We start from the raw sequence: 13219 nt of genomic DNA, 5'->3' as shown, positions 1-13219 counted from the left end.
GGGCGACAACGTGACGATGGACGTGACGCTGATCGTGCCGATCGCGATGGAAGACAAGCTGCGCTTCGCCATCCGCGAAGGCGGCCGCACCGTCGGCGCCGGCATCGTCGCCTCGATCATCGAGTAGGACGAAGCGATCTCGGGGACGCCGCGCGCTTGAGAGCGGCGTCCCCGGTTCTTTGCCCCCCCGCGGGCGAGCCGGGGTTCGCCCCGCGCGACATTGGCTGCTTTGACAAGACAAGCGCTCGGAAAGCGCCGCCGCGCCGGTGGTCTCCGACGAGAGGACGAATAAAATGAACGGCCAGAATATCCGCATCCGCCTCAAGGCGTTCGATCACCGGGTTCTCGATGCGTCGACCCGCGAGATCGTGTCGACCGCTAAGCGCACCGGCGCGAATGTGCGGGGGCCGATCCCGCTGCCGACGCGGATCGAAAAGTTTACCGTGAACCGTTCGCCGCACGTCGACAAGAAGTCGCGCGAGCAGTTCGAAATGCGCACCCACAAGCGGCTCCTCGACATTGTCGATCCGACGCCGCAGACGGTTGATGCGCTCATGAAGCTCGACCTCGCCGCCGGCGTTGATGTCGAGATCAAGCTCTGATCCGAGCACGGGAAGGATAACGCCCATGCGTTCAGGTGTGATAGCACAGAAGGTCGGCATGACCCGCGTCTACAACGACGTCGGTGAGCATGTTCCGGTCACCGTCCTGAAGGTCGAGAACCTCCAGGTCGTCGCCCAGCGGACCAAGGAAAAGAACGGTTACACCGCCGTCCAGGTCGGCGCTGGCCTCGCCAAGGTCAAGAACACGTCCAAGCCGATGCGCGGCGTGTTCGCCCAGGCTTCGGTCGAACCGAAGCGCAAGCTCGTCGAGTTCCGCGTGTCGGACGACAACATGATCGACGTCGGTGCCGAGATCACGGCCGAGCACTTCGTGCCGGGCCAGATGGTCGACGTGACCGGTACCTCGATCGGTAAGGGCTTCGCCGGCGCCATGAAGCGCCACAACTTCGGCGGCCTGCGCGCCACCCACGGCGTGTCCGTCTCGCACCGTTCGCACGGTTCGACCGGTCAGCGTCAGGATCCCGGCAAGGTCTTCAAGAACAAGAAGATGGCCGGCCATATGGGCGACGTCCGCGTGACCACGCAGAACCTGCAGGTCGTGCGCACCGATCCCGAGAAGGGCCTGATCCTGGTTCGTGGCGCCGTCCCAGGCTCCAAGGGTGGCTGGATCGAAATTCGTGACGCCGTGAAGGCGTCGCTGCCCGACAACGCGCCGAAGCCGGCCGCGCTCCGCAACGCCGGAAACGGTGCTGCTGTCGAGACCGCGGACGCTTCCGAGGGAGCGGAATAATGGACGTTACGATCAAAAGCCTCGACGGCAAGGACGCCGGCACGGCGACCCTGGCCGACGACATCTTCGGTCTCGAGCCGCGCGAAGACATTCTTCAGCGCATGGTTCGCTGGCAGCTGGCCAAGCGCCAGCAGGGGTCCCACCAGACCCTCGGCCGTGCGGAAATCGCGCGGACCGGCGCCAAGCTGTACCGCCAGAAGGGCACCGGTCGTGCCCGTCACGGCTCGGCGCGTGCGCCGCAGTTCCGCGGTGGTGGCAAGGCCCACGGTCCGGTCTCGCGCAGCCATGCGCATGACCTGCCGAAGAAGGTGCGGGCTCTGGCCCTGCGCCATGCGCTGTCGGCCAAGGCCAAGTCGGGCGGCATCGTCGTCATCGACGAGCTAAAGGCTGCCGAGGGCAAGACCAAGGCGATGGTCAAGACCTTCGCCGATCTGGGCCTGACCAACGCGCTGTTCATCGGTGGTGCGGAGCTCGACGCGAACTTCACGCGCTCGGCTCGCAACATCCCGCAAATGGACGTGCTGCCGGTTCAGGGCATCAACGTCTACGACATTCTCCGCCGCCAGACGCTGGTTCTGTCGAAGGCTGCGGTCGAGGCTCTCGAGGAGCGGTTCAAATGACCGATCTGCGCCATTACGACGTCATCACGAGCCCGGTGATCACCGAAAAGTCGACGCTTCTGTCCGACAACAACCAGGTGGTCTTCAACGTCCCGGGGACGGCGACCAAGCCGGACATCAAGGCCGCCGTCGAGGCGCTCTTCAATGTCAAGGTGACCGCCGTCAACACCATGGTCCGCAAGGGCAAGGTCAAGCGCTTCCGTGGCCGCATCGGCCGCCAGAGCGATCAGAAAAAAGCCGTCGTGACGTTGGCCGAAGGCCAGTCCATCGACGTCTCGACCGGTCTTTGATCGGGACCGGAGGGAGCTAGGCAATGGCACTTAAGAATTTCAAACCGAACACGCCGAGCCAGCGTCAGCTGGTCATCGTCGATCGCTCGGGCCTCTGGAAGGGCAAGCCGGTCAAGCAGTTGACCGAGGGCCTCAGCCAGAAGGGCGGCCGCAACAATGCCGGTCGCGTCACGGCTCGCTACCAGGGCGGCGGTCACAAGCGGACCTACCGCATCATCGACTTCAAGCGTCGCAAGTTTGACGTGTCGGCGACGGTCGAGCGGATCGAGTACGATCCGAACCGCACCGCCTTCATCGCGCTGCTGAAGTATGAGGATGGCGAGTTCGCCTACATCCTGGCGCCGCAGCGCGTGGCTGCCGGCGACACGGTGATCTCGGGCCTGTCCGGCGTCGACGTCAAGCCGGGCAACGCGATGCCGCTGTCGGCCATGCCGGTCGGCACGATCGTCCACAACGTCGAGATGAAGCCGGAGAAGGGTGGTCAGATCGCCCGTTCGGCTGGCGCTTACGCACAGCTCGTCGGTCGTGACTCGGGTCTCGCAATCCTGCGCCTGAATTCGGGCGAGCAGCGCCTGGTCCCGTCGTCCTGTCTCGCGACGGTCGGCGCGGTCTCCAACGCCGATCACTCGAACATCAACCTCGGCAAGGCTGGTCGTTCGCGCTGGCTGGGTCGTCGCCCGCACGTTCGCGGTGTCGTGATGAACCCCGTCGATCACCCGCATGGTGGTGGTGAAGGTCGTACGTCCGGTGGTCGTCACCCGGTTTCGCCGTGGGGCAAGCCGACCAAGGGCAAGCGTACCCGCCAGAACAAGTCGACTGACAAGTTCATCATGCGCTCGCGCCATCAGCGCAAGAAGTAAGAGGATTTCTTCATGACACGTTCCGTCTGGAAGGGTCCGTTCGTCGATGGCTACCTTCTCAAGAAAGCCGAGAAGGGGCGCGAGAGCGGCCGCAACGATGTGATCAAGATCTGGAGCCGTCGTTCGACGATCCTGCCCCAGTTCGTCGGTCAGACCTTCGGCGTCTACAACGGCTCGAAGCACATTCCGGTGTCGGTCAACGAGGATATGGTCGGACACAAGTTCGGCGAGTTCGCTCCGACCCGCACCTATTACGGCCACGGCGCCGACAAGAAGGCGAAGAGGAAGTAGCAATGGGCAAGGCCAAAGCCGAACGTCGGCTGTCGGAGAACGAGGCGAGAGCGGTCGCCCGGACGATCCGTGTCAGCCCGCAGAAACTGAACCTCGTCGCGCAGATGATCCGCGGCAAGAAGGTCGACGCCGCACTCGCGGACCTGACCTTCTCGCGCAAGCGGATCGCCGAGACGGTCAAGAAGACGCTGGAAAGCGCCATCGCCAACGCCGAGAACAACCATGATCTCGACGTCGATTCGCTGGTCGTCGCCGAGGCTTATGTCGGCAAGTCGATCACGATGAAGCGCTTTCATGCCCGCGGTCGCGGTCGTGCCAGCCGCGTCGAGAAGCCGTTCTCGCATCTGACGATCGTCGTGCGCGAGATCGCCGCAATCGAGGAGGCCGCATAATGGGTCAGAAGATCAATCCGACCGGTTTTCGGCTCGGCATCAACCGCACCTGGGATTCGCGCTGGTATGCGAACACCGGCGAGTACGGTCACCTGCTGCACGAGGATCTGAAGATCCGCGCCTATCTGCTCAACGAGCTGAAGCAGGCCGCGGTCTCCAAGATCGTCATCGAGCGTCCGCACAAGAAGTGCCGCATCACGATCCACTCGGCGCGTCCGGGCATCGTCATCGGCAAGAAGGGCGCCGACATCGAGAAGCTTCGCAAGAAGCTCGCTGCGATGACCAACGCCGAGACGCACATCAACATCGTCGAGGTGCGCAAGCCCGAGACCGATGCGACCCTGGTGGCCCAGTCCATCGCCCAGCAGCTCGAGCGCCGCGTGGCGTTCCGCCGTGCGATGAAGCGTGCCGTCCAGTCCGCCATGCGCCTCGGCGCGGAAGGCATCCGCATCAATTGCGGCGGCCGTCTCGGCGGCGCGGAGATCGCGCGCACCGAATGGTACCGCGAAGGCCGGGTGCCGCTGCACACGCTGCGCGCCGACATTGACTACGGGACTGCCGAAGCCAAGACGGCCTACGGCATCTGCGGCGTCAAGGTCTGGATCTTCAAGGGCGAGATTCTCGAGCACGATCCGATGGCCTCCGAGCGCCGTCAGGTCGAAGGCGAGGGTCAGGGCGGCGGCGGTCGTCGTCGCGAGCACGCCTGAGCCTTATCGAATTCGGAGTGACATAAGATGCTGCAGCCAAAGCGCACAAAGTACCGGAAGGCGTTCAAGGGACGCATTCACGGTACCGCAAAAGGCGGAACCGGCCTTAATTTCGGCGCCTTCGGATTGAAGGCGATGGAACCAGAGCGGGTCACCGCGCGTCAGATCGAGGCGGCCCGCCGCGCGATCACCCGCCAGATGAAGCGCCAGGGCCGCGTGTGGATCCGGATCTTCCCGGACCTGCCCGTGACCTCCAAGCCGACCGAAGTCCGCATGGGTAAGGGCAAGGGGTCCGTTGACTATTGGGCGGCGCGGGTGCATCCCGGCCGCGTGGTCTTCGAGATCGACGGTGTCGACGAGACGACGGCCCGCGAGGCGCTTCGTCTCGGCGCGGCCAAGCTGCCGATCCGTACGCGCTTCATTCAGCGCATTGCCGAATAGGAGAGTTTGAAGTGAAAGCTTCCGACGTCAAGACAATGACCCAGGACGAACTCACCGACGAGCTCGCCAAGCTGAAGAAGGAGCAGTTCAACCTGCGCTTCCAGCGTGCCACGGGTCAGCTCGAGAACACCGCCCGCGTGCGCAAGGTGCGCCGCGACATCGCGCGGATCAAGACGATTTCTCGCCTGAAGGCGGGCGAGGCCAAGGCCTGAGGACGAGAATATGCCCAAACGTATCCTGCAGGGGACGGTCGTCTCCGACAAGAACGACAAGACGGTAGTGGTCCTGGTGGAGCGTCGCTTCACCCACCCGCTGTTCAAGAAGACCGTGCGCCGTACCAAGAAGTACAAGGCGCACGACGAGAGCAATCAGTACAAGGTCGGCGACATCGTCTCCATCGAGGAGACGCGGCCGATCTCGCGCGACAAGAGCTGGATCGTCGTTTCGAGCGAAGCGGCAGCAGCCAGTTGATGATTTGGCCGGGACGCGCGCGTCAAGCGCACCCCGGCAGCAAGCTTTGAAGGCGGTCTGACATGATTCAGATGCAAACAAACCTCGACGTCGCGGATAACTCCGGTGCGCGTCGTGTCATGTGCATCAAGGTATTGGGCGGCTCGAAGCGGAAATATGCCTCGGTCGGCGACATCATCGTCGTTTCCGTGAAGGAGGCAATTCCGCGGGGCCGTGTGAAGAAGGGCGACGTGATGAAGGCCGTGGTGGTACGTACCGCCAAGGACATCCGCCGCGCCGACGGTTCGGTGATCCGGTTCGATTCGAACGCCGCGGTCCTGATCGACAACAAGAAAGAGCCGGTCGGCACCCGTATCTTCGGCCCGGTTCCCCGCGAGCTTCGCGGCAAGAACCACATGAAGATCGTCTCGCTGGCCCCCGAAGTTCTGTAAGAAGGAGAGCGGACGATGCAGAAGATCCGCAAGGGCGACACGGTCGTCGTGCTCGCCGGCAAGGACAAGGGCCGGTCGGGTGAAGTCATTAAGGTGATGCCGAAGGACGGTCGTGCACTGGTGCGTGGGATCAACATGATCAAGCGCCACCAGCGTCAGACCGCTTCCCAGGAAGCCGGCATCATCAACAAGGAAGCCGGCATTCAGCTTTCCAACCTGGCGGTCGCTGACCCGAAGGACGGCAAGGCGACCCGCGTCGGCTTCAAGGTACTCGACGATGGCACCAAGGTGCGCGTCGCCAAGCGCTCGGGAGAGCAGATCAATGGCTGATACGGAAACCGCTTACGAGCCGCGCCTCAAGCGCGTCTATCGCGAAGAGGTCCGCAAGACGCTTCAGGACCAGTTCTCGTATCAGAACGAGATGCAGGTCCCGCGCGTCGATAAGATCGTCATCAACATGGGCGTCGGCGAGGCAACTGCCGACTCCAAGAAGCCGACGGTCGCTGCCGAGGACCTGGGCCGCATTGCGGGCCAGAAGCCGGTCATCACCTATGCGCGCAACTCCATCGCAGGCTTCAAGGTCCGCGAAGGCATGCCGATCGGCGCCAAGGTCACGCTGCGCAAGGACCGCATGTACGAGTTCATGGACCGGCTGGTGCAGATCGCACTGCCGCGTGTCCGCGATTTCCGCGGCCTGAACCCGAAGAGCTTCGACGGTCGTGGCAATTTCGCCATGGGCGTCAAGGAGCACATCGTGTTCCCGGAGATCAACTACGACAAGGTTGATCAGATGTGGGGCATGGACATCATCGTCTGTACGACGGCGAACACCGACGACGAAGCCCGGGCGCTGCTGACAGCGTTCAACTTCCCGTTCCGCCAGTAACGGCTGACGAGCAAAGGACGAGATAATGGCCAAAAAGGGCATGATCGAGCAGAACAAGCACCGTCAGAAGATGGTGGCGAAATACGCCGCCAAGCGGGCTGCTCTGAAGGCGATCACCAAGAATGCCGACGCCCCCATGGAAGAGCGCTTTCAGGCGCAGCTCCAGCTCGCGGAACTGCCGCGGAACGGGTCGAAGGTTCGCATTCGTAACCGCTGCGAGGTGACGGGCCGTCCGCGCGCCTACTATCGCAAGCTGAAGATGAGCCGCATTGCGCTCCGGGACCTGGGCAACAATGGCCAGATCCCCGGTATCGTGAAGTCGAGCTGGTAAGGAGGTATAGACATGTCTTTGTCTGATCCGCTCGGCGATATGCTGACCCGTATCCGCAACGCCATCATGCGCAACAAGTCCTCGGTGACGACGCCCGCGTCGAAGCTGCGCGGCCGTGTGCTCGACGTCCTCAAGGACGAGGGCTACATCCGTGGCTACACCCAGACCGAGTTCGTTGCCGGCAAGTCCGAGTACGAAATCGAGCTGAAGTACTACGAAGGCGGACCCGTCATCCGGGAGATCGCCCGCGTCTCGAAGCCTGGTCGTCGCGTCTATGTGTCGGCCAAGACGATTCCGCAGGTCGCGAACGGTCTGGGCATCTCGGTCCTGTCGACGCCGAAGGGCGTCATGGCCGACCATAGCGCCCGTGAACAGAATGTCGGCGGCGAGGTGCTCTGCCGCGTCTTCTGACGCGGCGGCACTGACGCCCAGCGAACGCACAGGGTTTCGAAATGTCTCGTATTGGTAAGAAGCCGATCGCACTGCCGGAGGGTGTCTCTGCCACCGTCGACGGTCAGACCGTGACGGCAAAGGGCCCTAAGGGCGAGCTCACCTTCGTGGTGAACGAGGAAGTCCTCGTGAAGATGGAAGACGGCGCGGTCCAGGTGGATCCGCGCGACAATTCCAAGGATGCACGCTCCAAGTGGGGCATGTCCCGCACGATGATCTCCAACATCGTCAACGGCGTGAAGACGGGCTTCGAGAAGAAGCTCGAGATCAACGGCGTCGGCTATCGTGCCTCGCTGCAGGGCAAGAACCTGCAGCTGGCCCTTGGCTTCTCGCACGATGTGATCTACCCGGTGCCGGAAGGTATCCAGATCACCGTGCCCAAGCCGACCGAGATCGTCATCTCGGGCATCGACCGTCAACGGGTCGGGCAGGTTGCGGCAGAGATTCGCGAGTACCGCGGCCCCGAGCCCTACAAGGGCAAGGGCGTCAAATATGCTGACGAGACGATCGTCCGCAAAGAGGGCAAGAAGAAGTAGGGCTCGTAATGGCTACCTTGAAGGAAAATCTGCGACGGCGGGCCTCGCGCATCCGCCGCTCGATCAAGAAGGTGGCGAACGGTCGTCCTCGGCTGTCCGTCCATCGTTCTTCGAAGAACATCTATGCGCAGATCATCGACGACACCGCGGGCCGTACGCTCGCCGCTGCCTCGACCCTCGACACCTCGCTGCGTTCGCAGCTGAAGACGGGTGCCGACACCGAGGCCGCTGCGGCGGTTGGCAAGCTGGTCGCCGAGCGTGCGAAGGAAGCCGGCGTCACCGACGTGGTTTTCGATCGTGGCGCGTTCATCTATCACGGCCGGATCAAGGCGCTCGCCGAATCGGCACGTGAAGGCGGTCTCAACTTCTGAGGCCGCTCGGGCGCATCGCCCGTACCATTGCGGCCGCTTGACGCGGTCGCCACCGACAGACGCCTCCGGAAAAGAACAAGGAACAGGATATGGCGCCTCGTAACGATCGACGTGAAGACCGCGATGACGGTTTCGTCGACAAGCTCGTTCACATCAACCGCGTTGCCAAGGTGGTCAAGGGTGGCCGTCGCTTCGGCTTCGCCGCCCTCGTCGTCGTCGGCGACTTGAAGGGCCGCGTCGGCTTCGGCCACGGCAAGGCACGCGAAGTGCCGGAGGCCATCCGCAAGGCGACGGAAGCCGCCAAGCGCGATCTGATCTTCGTGCCGCTGCGCGACGGTCGCACGCTGCATCATGACGTCAGCGGTCGCCACGGCGCCGGCAAGGTCATCCTGCGCGCCGCCGAGGCTGGTACCGGCATCATCGCCGGCGGTCCGATGCGCGCCGTCTTCGAAGCCGTCGGCATGCATGACGTCGTTGCCAAGTCGCTAGGCTCGTCGAACCCCTACAACATGGTTCGCGCGACCTTCGACGGCCTGAAGCAGGCCATGCATCCGAAGGACGTCGCTTCGCGTCGCGGCATCAAGTACTCCGAGCTCCAGGCACGTCGCCGGGAAGTCATCGGTGCGCAGGCCGCTTCCGAGGATTGATTGGATGCGGGGAGTTCGGCGAACTCCTCGCGCTTTGACTGAAGGAGCCAATCGATGGCCGAAACAAAAACCGCAGGCAGCACCGTCACCGTCGTGCAGACCGGCAGCCCCATCCGTCGCTCCGCCGACCAGCGCCAGACGCTGATCGGCCTGGGGCTGAACAAGATGCACCGTCGCCGGACGCTCGAGGACACCCCCGCCGTGCGTGGGATGATCGCCAAGGTCGCCCATCTCGTGCGCGTGGTCGAGCCGGCCTGACGAGTGCGTGGAGCGGCATCGCGTTGGGCGCGGCCGCACCAGACCGTAATTTTGCCAGAGCATCGGGCTACCGCGCAGGGCAGGGCGTTGCCCACCCTCCGGTAGACCAGGAGAAGCAACATGAAACTCAATGAGATTTCCGACGTCGAGGGCGCGACCCACTCGCGCAAGCGTGTCGGTCGCGGAATCGGTTCGGGCAAGGGCAAGACCGGTGGTCGTGGCGTCAAGGGACAGAAGTCCCGTTCGGGCGTCTCGATCAACGGCTTCGAGGGCGGCCAGATGCCGCTGTTCCGCCGTCTGCCGAAGCGTGGCTTCGTCAACATCTTCGCCAAGAACTTCAACGTCGTGTCGCTCGGACGCGTGCAGCAGGCGATCGACGCCGGCAAGCTCGACGCCTCGGCGACGGTCGATCTCGCAGCCCTCAAGGCTGCCGGTCTGGTGCGTCGCGCCAAGGACGGCGTGCGCGTCCTGGGCGACGGCGAACTGACCGCCAAGGTCTCCTTCCTCGTCGATGGCGCCTCCAAGTCGGCCGTCGAGAAGGTCGAGAAGGCTGGTGGTTCCATCAAGACCGTGGGAGCGGAAGCCTAAGGCTTCTTGCACCCGGCGGACGCGGCGTCTATCTCTCGGTCTTCCTCATGGAGGAGCCCGCCGGTAGACGGCGCGGCTGACGGTACGGGCGCGCATTCGATGCCGACCCGCCGGACAACCCCGGAGACAGGTAAAGTATGGCATCGGCTGCGGAACAACTCGCCGCGAATTTGAACTTTTCGGCCTTTGCGAAGGCTGAGGATCTCAAGAAGCGCATCTGGTTCACCCTGGGTGCGCTTCTGGTGTATCGGCTCGGCACCTATATTCCGATGCCGGGCATCAACCCTGACGCACTCGCGCAGGCCTTCCAGCAGCAGTCGACCGGCATTCTCGGTCTGTTCAACATGTTTTCCGGCGGTGCCGTCGGACGCATGGCGATCTTCGCGCTGGGAATCATGCCCTACATCTCCGCTTCCATCATCATTCAGCTGATGACGTCGGTCATTCCGTCGCTCGAGCAGCTGAAGAAGGAAGGCGAGCAGGGCCGCAAGGTCATCAATCAGTACACCCGCTACGGCACCGTGCTTTTGGCCACGGTCCAGGCCTATGGCATCGCCGCCGGCCTGCAGACCCAGCCCGGCATCGTCGTCGATCCAGGGATGTTCTTCCAGGTCTCCGCGGTGATCACGCTGGTCGGCGGCACCATGTTCCTGATGTGGCTCGGCGAGCAGATCACCGCCCGCGGCATCGGCAACGGCATTTCGCTGATCATCTTCGCCGGCATCGTGGCGCATCTGCCCTCGGCGATCGCGAATCTCCTCGAGCTCGGCCGCACCGGCGCGCTGTCCACCGCTGTGATCCTCCTGGTGATCGTCGTGGCGGTCGCCTGCATTGCGGTCATCGTGTTCTTCGAGCGCGCCCAGCGCCGCCTGCTGATCCAGTATCCCAAGCGCCAGGTCGGCAACCGGATGTTCCAGGGCGACACGTCGCACCTGCCGCTGAAGCTGAACACCGCCGGCGTCATCCCGCCGATCTTCGCCTCCTCGCTCCTGCTTCTGCCGGTGACGATCGCGAATTTCACCAGCACGGAGGATCTGCCGGGCTGGGCGTCGGCGACGATCGCCTCGCTCGGCCACGGCCAGCCGCTCTACATGGCGATGTATGCCGGCCTGATCGCGTTCTTCGCCTTCTTCTACACGGCCGTCGTGTTCAATCCGAAGGACACGGCCGACAATCTGAAGAAGCATGGCGGCTTCATTCCGGGCATCCGTCCGGGCGAGCGCACGGCCGAATACATCGACTACGTGCTGACCCGCATCACGGTTGTCGGTGCCATCTACCTGGTGATCATCTGTCTTCTGCCGGAATTCCTGATCTCGGCCGTGGGTGTCCCGTTCTATCTTGGCGGCACGTCGCTGCTGATCGTCGTCAGCGTCACGATGGATACTGTCGCGCAGGTGCAGGGGCACCTCCTGGCGCACCAGTATGAGGGCCTCGTGAAGAAGGCGAAACTCAGGGGTGGAAGACGGGGGGCCAGATGAGGCTGATATTGTTGGGGCCGCCGGGAGCCGGGAAGGGCACCCAGGCGCAGCGCCTGATCGAAACGCACAAGATCCCGCAGCTCTCGACCGGCGACATGCTGCGGGCCGCTGTGACCGCCCAGTCCGAAGTCGGACTGAAAGCCAAGGCGGTGATGGATTCCGGCAATCTCGTCTCGGACGACATCGTCAACGCGATCGTCTCCGAGCGGATCGACGAGGCGGACTGCGCCGAGGGCTTCATCCTCGACGGGTATCCGCGGACGCTGAACCAGGCCGATGCGGTCGAGGCGATGTTGGAACGCAAGGGCCTGAAGCTCGATCATGTGATCGAGATCAAGGTCGATGACGATATCCTCGTCAACCGCGTCTCCGGTCGCTTCTCCTGCGCCAGCTGCGGCGCGGTCTATCACGACGAGGACAAGCGTCCGAAGGTCGAGGGCGTCTGCGACGTCTGCGGCTCGACGGATTTCAAACGCCGTCCCGACGACAATGCCGAGACCATGCGCACGCGGCTGCGGTCCTATTACAAGGACACCTCGCCGCTGGTCGGTTACTACCACTGCAAGGGCACGCTGCGTGCCGTCGACGGCATGCAGCCCATCGACGTGGTGACTGAGAGCATCGAGCGCATCGTTTCGGGCAAGGCCTGACGCGTCGAAACCGGCGGCGGCCACGGCCGCCGCAAGGGGCGGGCGGTTGACTTGTCAAGCCCCGCTGATCTATAGCCTGCGCTATTCGCGAATCCTTAGCGATCGGCGCATGTCTTCATTCGGAGTCCTGCATCGGTCGCTTTCGGCTGCAGGGCTCCGCATCTTGTGTATGGCGGGCCCAGAGCCCATCTAATTCTAGGAGTATGGTTGTGGCCCGTATCGCTGGCGTCAACATCCCGACCAACAAGCGCGTCGTCATCGCGCTGCAGTACATCCATGGTATCGGCGCTGCCCATGCCAAGGACATCGTCAAGAAGGTCAATCTCGGCGACGAGCGCCGCGTCAACGACCTGACCGACGCTGAAGTCCTGCAGATCCGCGAGATCATCGACCGCGACTACCGCGTCGAGGGCGATCTGCGTCGCGAGACCGCAATGAACGTGAAGCGTCTGATGGACCTCGGCTGCTACCGCGGCCTGCGTCATCGTCGCAGCCTTCCGGTTCGCGGTCAGCGCACGCACACCAATGCCCGCACCCGCAAGGGTCCGGCAAAGGCGATCGCCGGCAAGAAGAAGTAAGACGGGTCCTTCCGGAACCGTTTCATACGATGCGGCGCGTCCTCGGGCGCGCCGTGGTGTAGCTGCCGGAATTACGGCGGTGTCGATATCAACAGGACAGTTTAATGGCTAAAGAAGCACAGCGCGTTCGCCGTCGCGAGCGCAAGAACATCACGTCGGGCGTCGCCCATGTGAGCTCGACCTTCAACAACACGCTGATCACCATCACCGACGCGCAGGGCAACTCGATTGCCTGGTCGTCGGCTGGCGCGCAGGGTTTCAAGGGCTCGCGCAAGTCGACGCCGTTCGCCGCGCAGGTCGCTGCCGAGGACGCCGCCAAGAAGGCGCAGGAACACGGCATGAAGACCCTCGAGGTCGAAGTCCGCGGTCCGGGTTCGGGTCGCGAGTCGGCGCTCCGCGCGCTGCAGGCCGCCGGTTTCACGATCACCTCGATCCGTGATGTCACGCCGATCCCGCACAACGGCGTGCGTCCCCGGAAGAAGCGCCGCGTCTGATGCTTTTCGCCGCGTTCGTCTGAGCGCGGTGTGCAGCCGACAGGAAGGGTTCCGCCTTCCGCACTCAGACCTATCGCCACGATTGGATGGTGG

At 63.6% G+C, this 13219-nt stretch carries 26 protein-coding genes; all 26 read left to right on the top strand.

Features of this window, described 5'->3' with window-relative positions; translation table 11 throughout:
- Nucleotides 1–127: elongation factor Tu (locus ACEQX1_RS18145; RefSeq protein ID WP_370197195.1), on the top strand; the 127-nt coding region annotated here is incomplete at its 5' end.
- A gap of 166 nt (nucleotides 128–293) precedes the next feature.
- A complete protein-coding gene (rpsJ, locus tag ACEQX1_RS18140; protein WP_006205468.1) occupies nucleotides 294–602 on the top strand; it encodes a 30S ribosomal protein S10 in 309 nt (102 codons plus the stop codon).
- A 25-nt stretch (nucleotides 603–627) separates the two neighbouring features.
- The gene (gene rplC / locus ACEQX1_RS18135; protein WP_024351692.1) at nucleotides 628–1353 is read left to right on the top strand and encodes a 50S ribosomal protein L3; all 726 of its coding nucleotides are present in this window, start codon (nucleotides 628–630) and stop codon (nucleotides 1351–1353) included.
- Nucleotides 1353–1973, top strand: coding sequence for a 50S ribosomal protein L4 (gene rplD / locus ACEQX1_RS18130; protein ID WP_009209731.1), 621 nt, complete (start codon nucleotides 1353–1355; stop codon nucleotides 1971–1973). Before rplC ends, rplD begins: the two co-directional genes overlap by 1 nt.
- Nucleotides 1970–2263, top strand: a complete 294-nt coding sequence (locus ACEQX1_RS18125; RefSeq protein WP_024351693.1) for a 50S ribosomal protein L23 — start codon at nucleotides 1970–1972, stop codon at nucleotides 2261–2263. The genes rplD and ACEQX1_RS18125 overlap by 4 nt, the downstream gene beginning before the upstream one ends.
- A 23-nt stretch (nucleotides 2264–2286) precedes the next feature.
- A complete protein-coding gene (gene rplB / locus ACEQX1_RS18120) occupies nucleotides 2287–3123 on the top strand; it encodes a 50S ribosomal protein L2 (protein WP_009209730.1) in 837 nt (278 codons plus the stop codon).
- Nucleotides 3124–3135: 12 nt separating this feature from the next.
- Nucleotides 3136–3414, top strand: coding sequence for a 30S ribosomal protein S19 (rpsS, locus tag ACEQX1_RS18115; RefSeq protein ID WP_024351694.1), 279 nt, complete (start codon nucleotides 3136–3138; stop codon nucleotides 3412–3414).
- A gap of 2 nt (nucleotides 3415–3416) precedes the next feature.
- Entirely contained in the window at nucleotides 3417–3806 is a 390-nt protein-coding gene (gene rplV / locus ACEQX1_RS18110) for a 50S ribosomal protein L22 (protein WP_009209729.1), read from the top strand.
- Nucleotides 3806–4513: a 30S ribosomal protein S3 gene (gene rpsC / locus ACEQX1_RS18105; RefSeq protein WP_009209728.1), complete on the top strand. Its 708-nt coding sequence runs from the start codon at nucleotides 3806–3808 to the stop codon at nucleotides 4511–4513. Before rplV ends, rpsC begins: the two co-directional genes overlap by 1 nt.
- Nucleotides 4514–4540: 27 nt before the next feature.
- Nucleotides 4541–4954 (top strand): 50S ribosomal protein L16, encoded by a 414-nt coding sequence (gene rplP / locus ACEQX1_RS18100; protein ID WP_009209727.1) that lies wholly within the window; start codon nucleotides 4541–4543, stop codon nucleotides 4952–4954.
- An 11-nt stretch (nucleotides 4955–4965) separates the two neighbouring features.
- Complete coding sequence (gene rpmC / locus ACEQX1_RS18095; RefSeq protein ID WP_009209726.1) at nucleotides 4966–5166, top strand: 50S ribosomal protein L29; 201 nt, start codon at nucleotides 4966–4968, stop codon at nucleotides 5164–5166.
- Nucleotides 5167–5176: 10 nt separating this feature from the next.
- Entirely contained in the window at nucleotides 5177–5425 is a 249-nt protein-coding gene (rpsQ, locus tag ACEQX1_RS18090) for a 30S ribosomal protein S17 (protein WP_024351695.1), read from the top strand.
- 62 nt (nucleotides 5426–5487) lie between these two features.
- The gene (gene rplN / locus ACEQX1_RS18085) at nucleotides 5488–5856 is read left to right on the top strand and encodes a 50S ribosomal protein L14 (protein WP_009209725.1); all 369 of its coding nucleotides are present in this window, start codon (nucleotides 5488–5490) and stop codon (nucleotides 5854–5856) included.
- Between the two features lie 15 nt (nucleotides 5857–5871).
- Nucleotides 5872–6186: a 50S ribosomal protein L24 gene (gene rplX, locus ACEQX1_RS18080; protein ID WP_009209724.1), complete on the top strand. Its 315-nt coding sequence runs from the start codon at nucleotides 5872–5874 to the stop codon at nucleotides 6184–6186.
- The gene (gene rplE, locus ACEQX1_RS18075; protein WP_024351696.1) at nucleotides 6179–6742 is read left to right on the top strand and encodes a 50S ribosomal protein L5; all 564 of its coding nucleotides are present in this window, start codon (nucleotides 6179–6181) and stop codon (nucleotides 6740–6742) included. The genes rplX and rplE overlap by 8 nt, the downstream gene beginning before the upstream one ends.
- Nucleotides 6743–6767: 25 nt before the next feature.
- A complete protein-coding gene (gene rpsN, locus ACEQX1_RS18070) occupies nucleotides 6768–7073 on the top strand; it encodes a 30S ribosomal protein S14 (protein WP_009209722.1) in 306 nt (101 codons plus the stop codon).
- A 12-nt stretch (nucleotides 7074–7085) separates the two neighbouring features.
- Nucleotides 7086–7484: a 30S ribosomal protein S8 gene (gene rpsH / locus ACEQX1_RS18065; protein WP_009209721.1), complete on the top strand. Its 399-nt coding sequence runs from the start codon at nucleotides 7086–7088 to the stop codon at nucleotides 7482–7484.
- A gap of 41 nt (nucleotides 7485–7525) precedes the next feature.
- The gene (gene rplF, locus ACEQX1_RS18060; protein ID WP_009209720.1) at nucleotides 7526–8059 is read left to right on the top strand and encodes a 50S ribosomal protein L6; all 534 of its coding nucleotides are present in this window, start codon (nucleotides 7526–7528) and stop codon (nucleotides 8057–8059) included.
- A gap of 8 nt (nucleotides 8060–8067) precedes the next feature.
- A complete protein-coding gene (gene rplR / locus ACEQX1_RS18055) occupies nucleotides 8068–8430 on the top strand; it encodes a 50S ribosomal protein L18 (protein WP_009209719.1) in 363 nt (120 codons plus the stop codon).
- A gap of 89 nt (nucleotides 8431–8519) precedes the next feature.
- On the top strand, nucleotides 8520–9077 hold the full coding sequence (gene rpsE, locus ACEQX1_RS18050) for a 30S ribosomal protein S5 (RefSeq protein ID WP_009209718.1): 558 nt from the start codon (nucleotides 8520–8522) through the stop codon (nucleotides 9075–9077).
- Between the two features lie 54 nt (nucleotides 9078–9131).
- Nucleotides 9132–9335 carry a 50S ribosomal protein L30 gene (rpmD, locus tag ACEQX1_RS18045; RefSeq protein WP_024351697.1) on the top strand — a complete coding sequence of 68 codons (204 nt, stop codon included), beginning with the start codon at nucleotides 9132–9134 and terminating at the stop codon, nucleotides 9333–9335.
- Nucleotides 9336–9455: 120 nt separating this feature from the next.
- Nucleotides 9456–9923, top strand: a complete 468-nt coding sequence (gene rplO, locus ACEQX1_RS18040) for a 50S ribosomal protein L15 (protein ID WP_009209717.1) — start codon at nucleotides 9456–9458, stop codon at nucleotides 9921–9923.
- Nucleotides 9924–10060: 137 nt separating this feature from the next.
- The gene (gene secY / locus ACEQX1_RS18035; protein ID WP_024351698.1) at nucleotides 10061–11404 is read left to right on the top strand and encodes a preprotein translocase subunit SecY; all 1344 of its coding nucleotides are present in this window, start codon (nucleotides 10061–10063) and stop codon (nucleotides 11402–11404) included.
- Nucleotides 11401–12054 (top strand): adenylate kinase, encoded by a 654-nt coding sequence (locus ACEQX1_RS18030; RefSeq protein ID WP_370192288.1) that lies wholly within the window; start codon nucleotides 11401–11403, stop codon nucleotides 12052–12054. The genes secY and ACEQX1_RS18030 overlap by 4 nt, the downstream gene beginning before the upstream one ends.
- Nucleotides 12055–12263: 209 nt before the next feature.
- Nucleotides 12264–12632: a 30S ribosomal protein S13 gene (rpsM, locus tag ACEQX1_RS18025; protein WP_009209714.1), complete on the top strand. Its 369-nt coding sequence runs from the start codon at nucleotides 12264–12266 to the stop codon at nucleotides 12630–12632.
- 104 nt (nucleotides 12633–12736) lie between these two features.
- Nucleotides 12737–13126, top strand: a complete 390-nt coding sequence (rpsK, locus tag ACEQX1_RS18020; RefSeq protein ID WP_009209713.1) for a 30S ribosomal protein S11 — start codon at nucleotides 12737–12739, stop codon at nucleotides 13124–13126.
- The last annotated feature ends 93 nt before the right edge of the window (nucleotides 13127–13219 follow it).

Origin of the sequence: Aurantimonas sp., from assembly GCF_964217435.1 — a bacterium.
Lineage (GTDB): Bacteria > Pseudomonadota > Alphaproteobacteria > Rhizobiales > Rhizobiaceae > Aurantimonas > Aurantimonas coralicida.
This window is presented reverse-complemented; position numbering and strand designations above follow the sequence as displayed.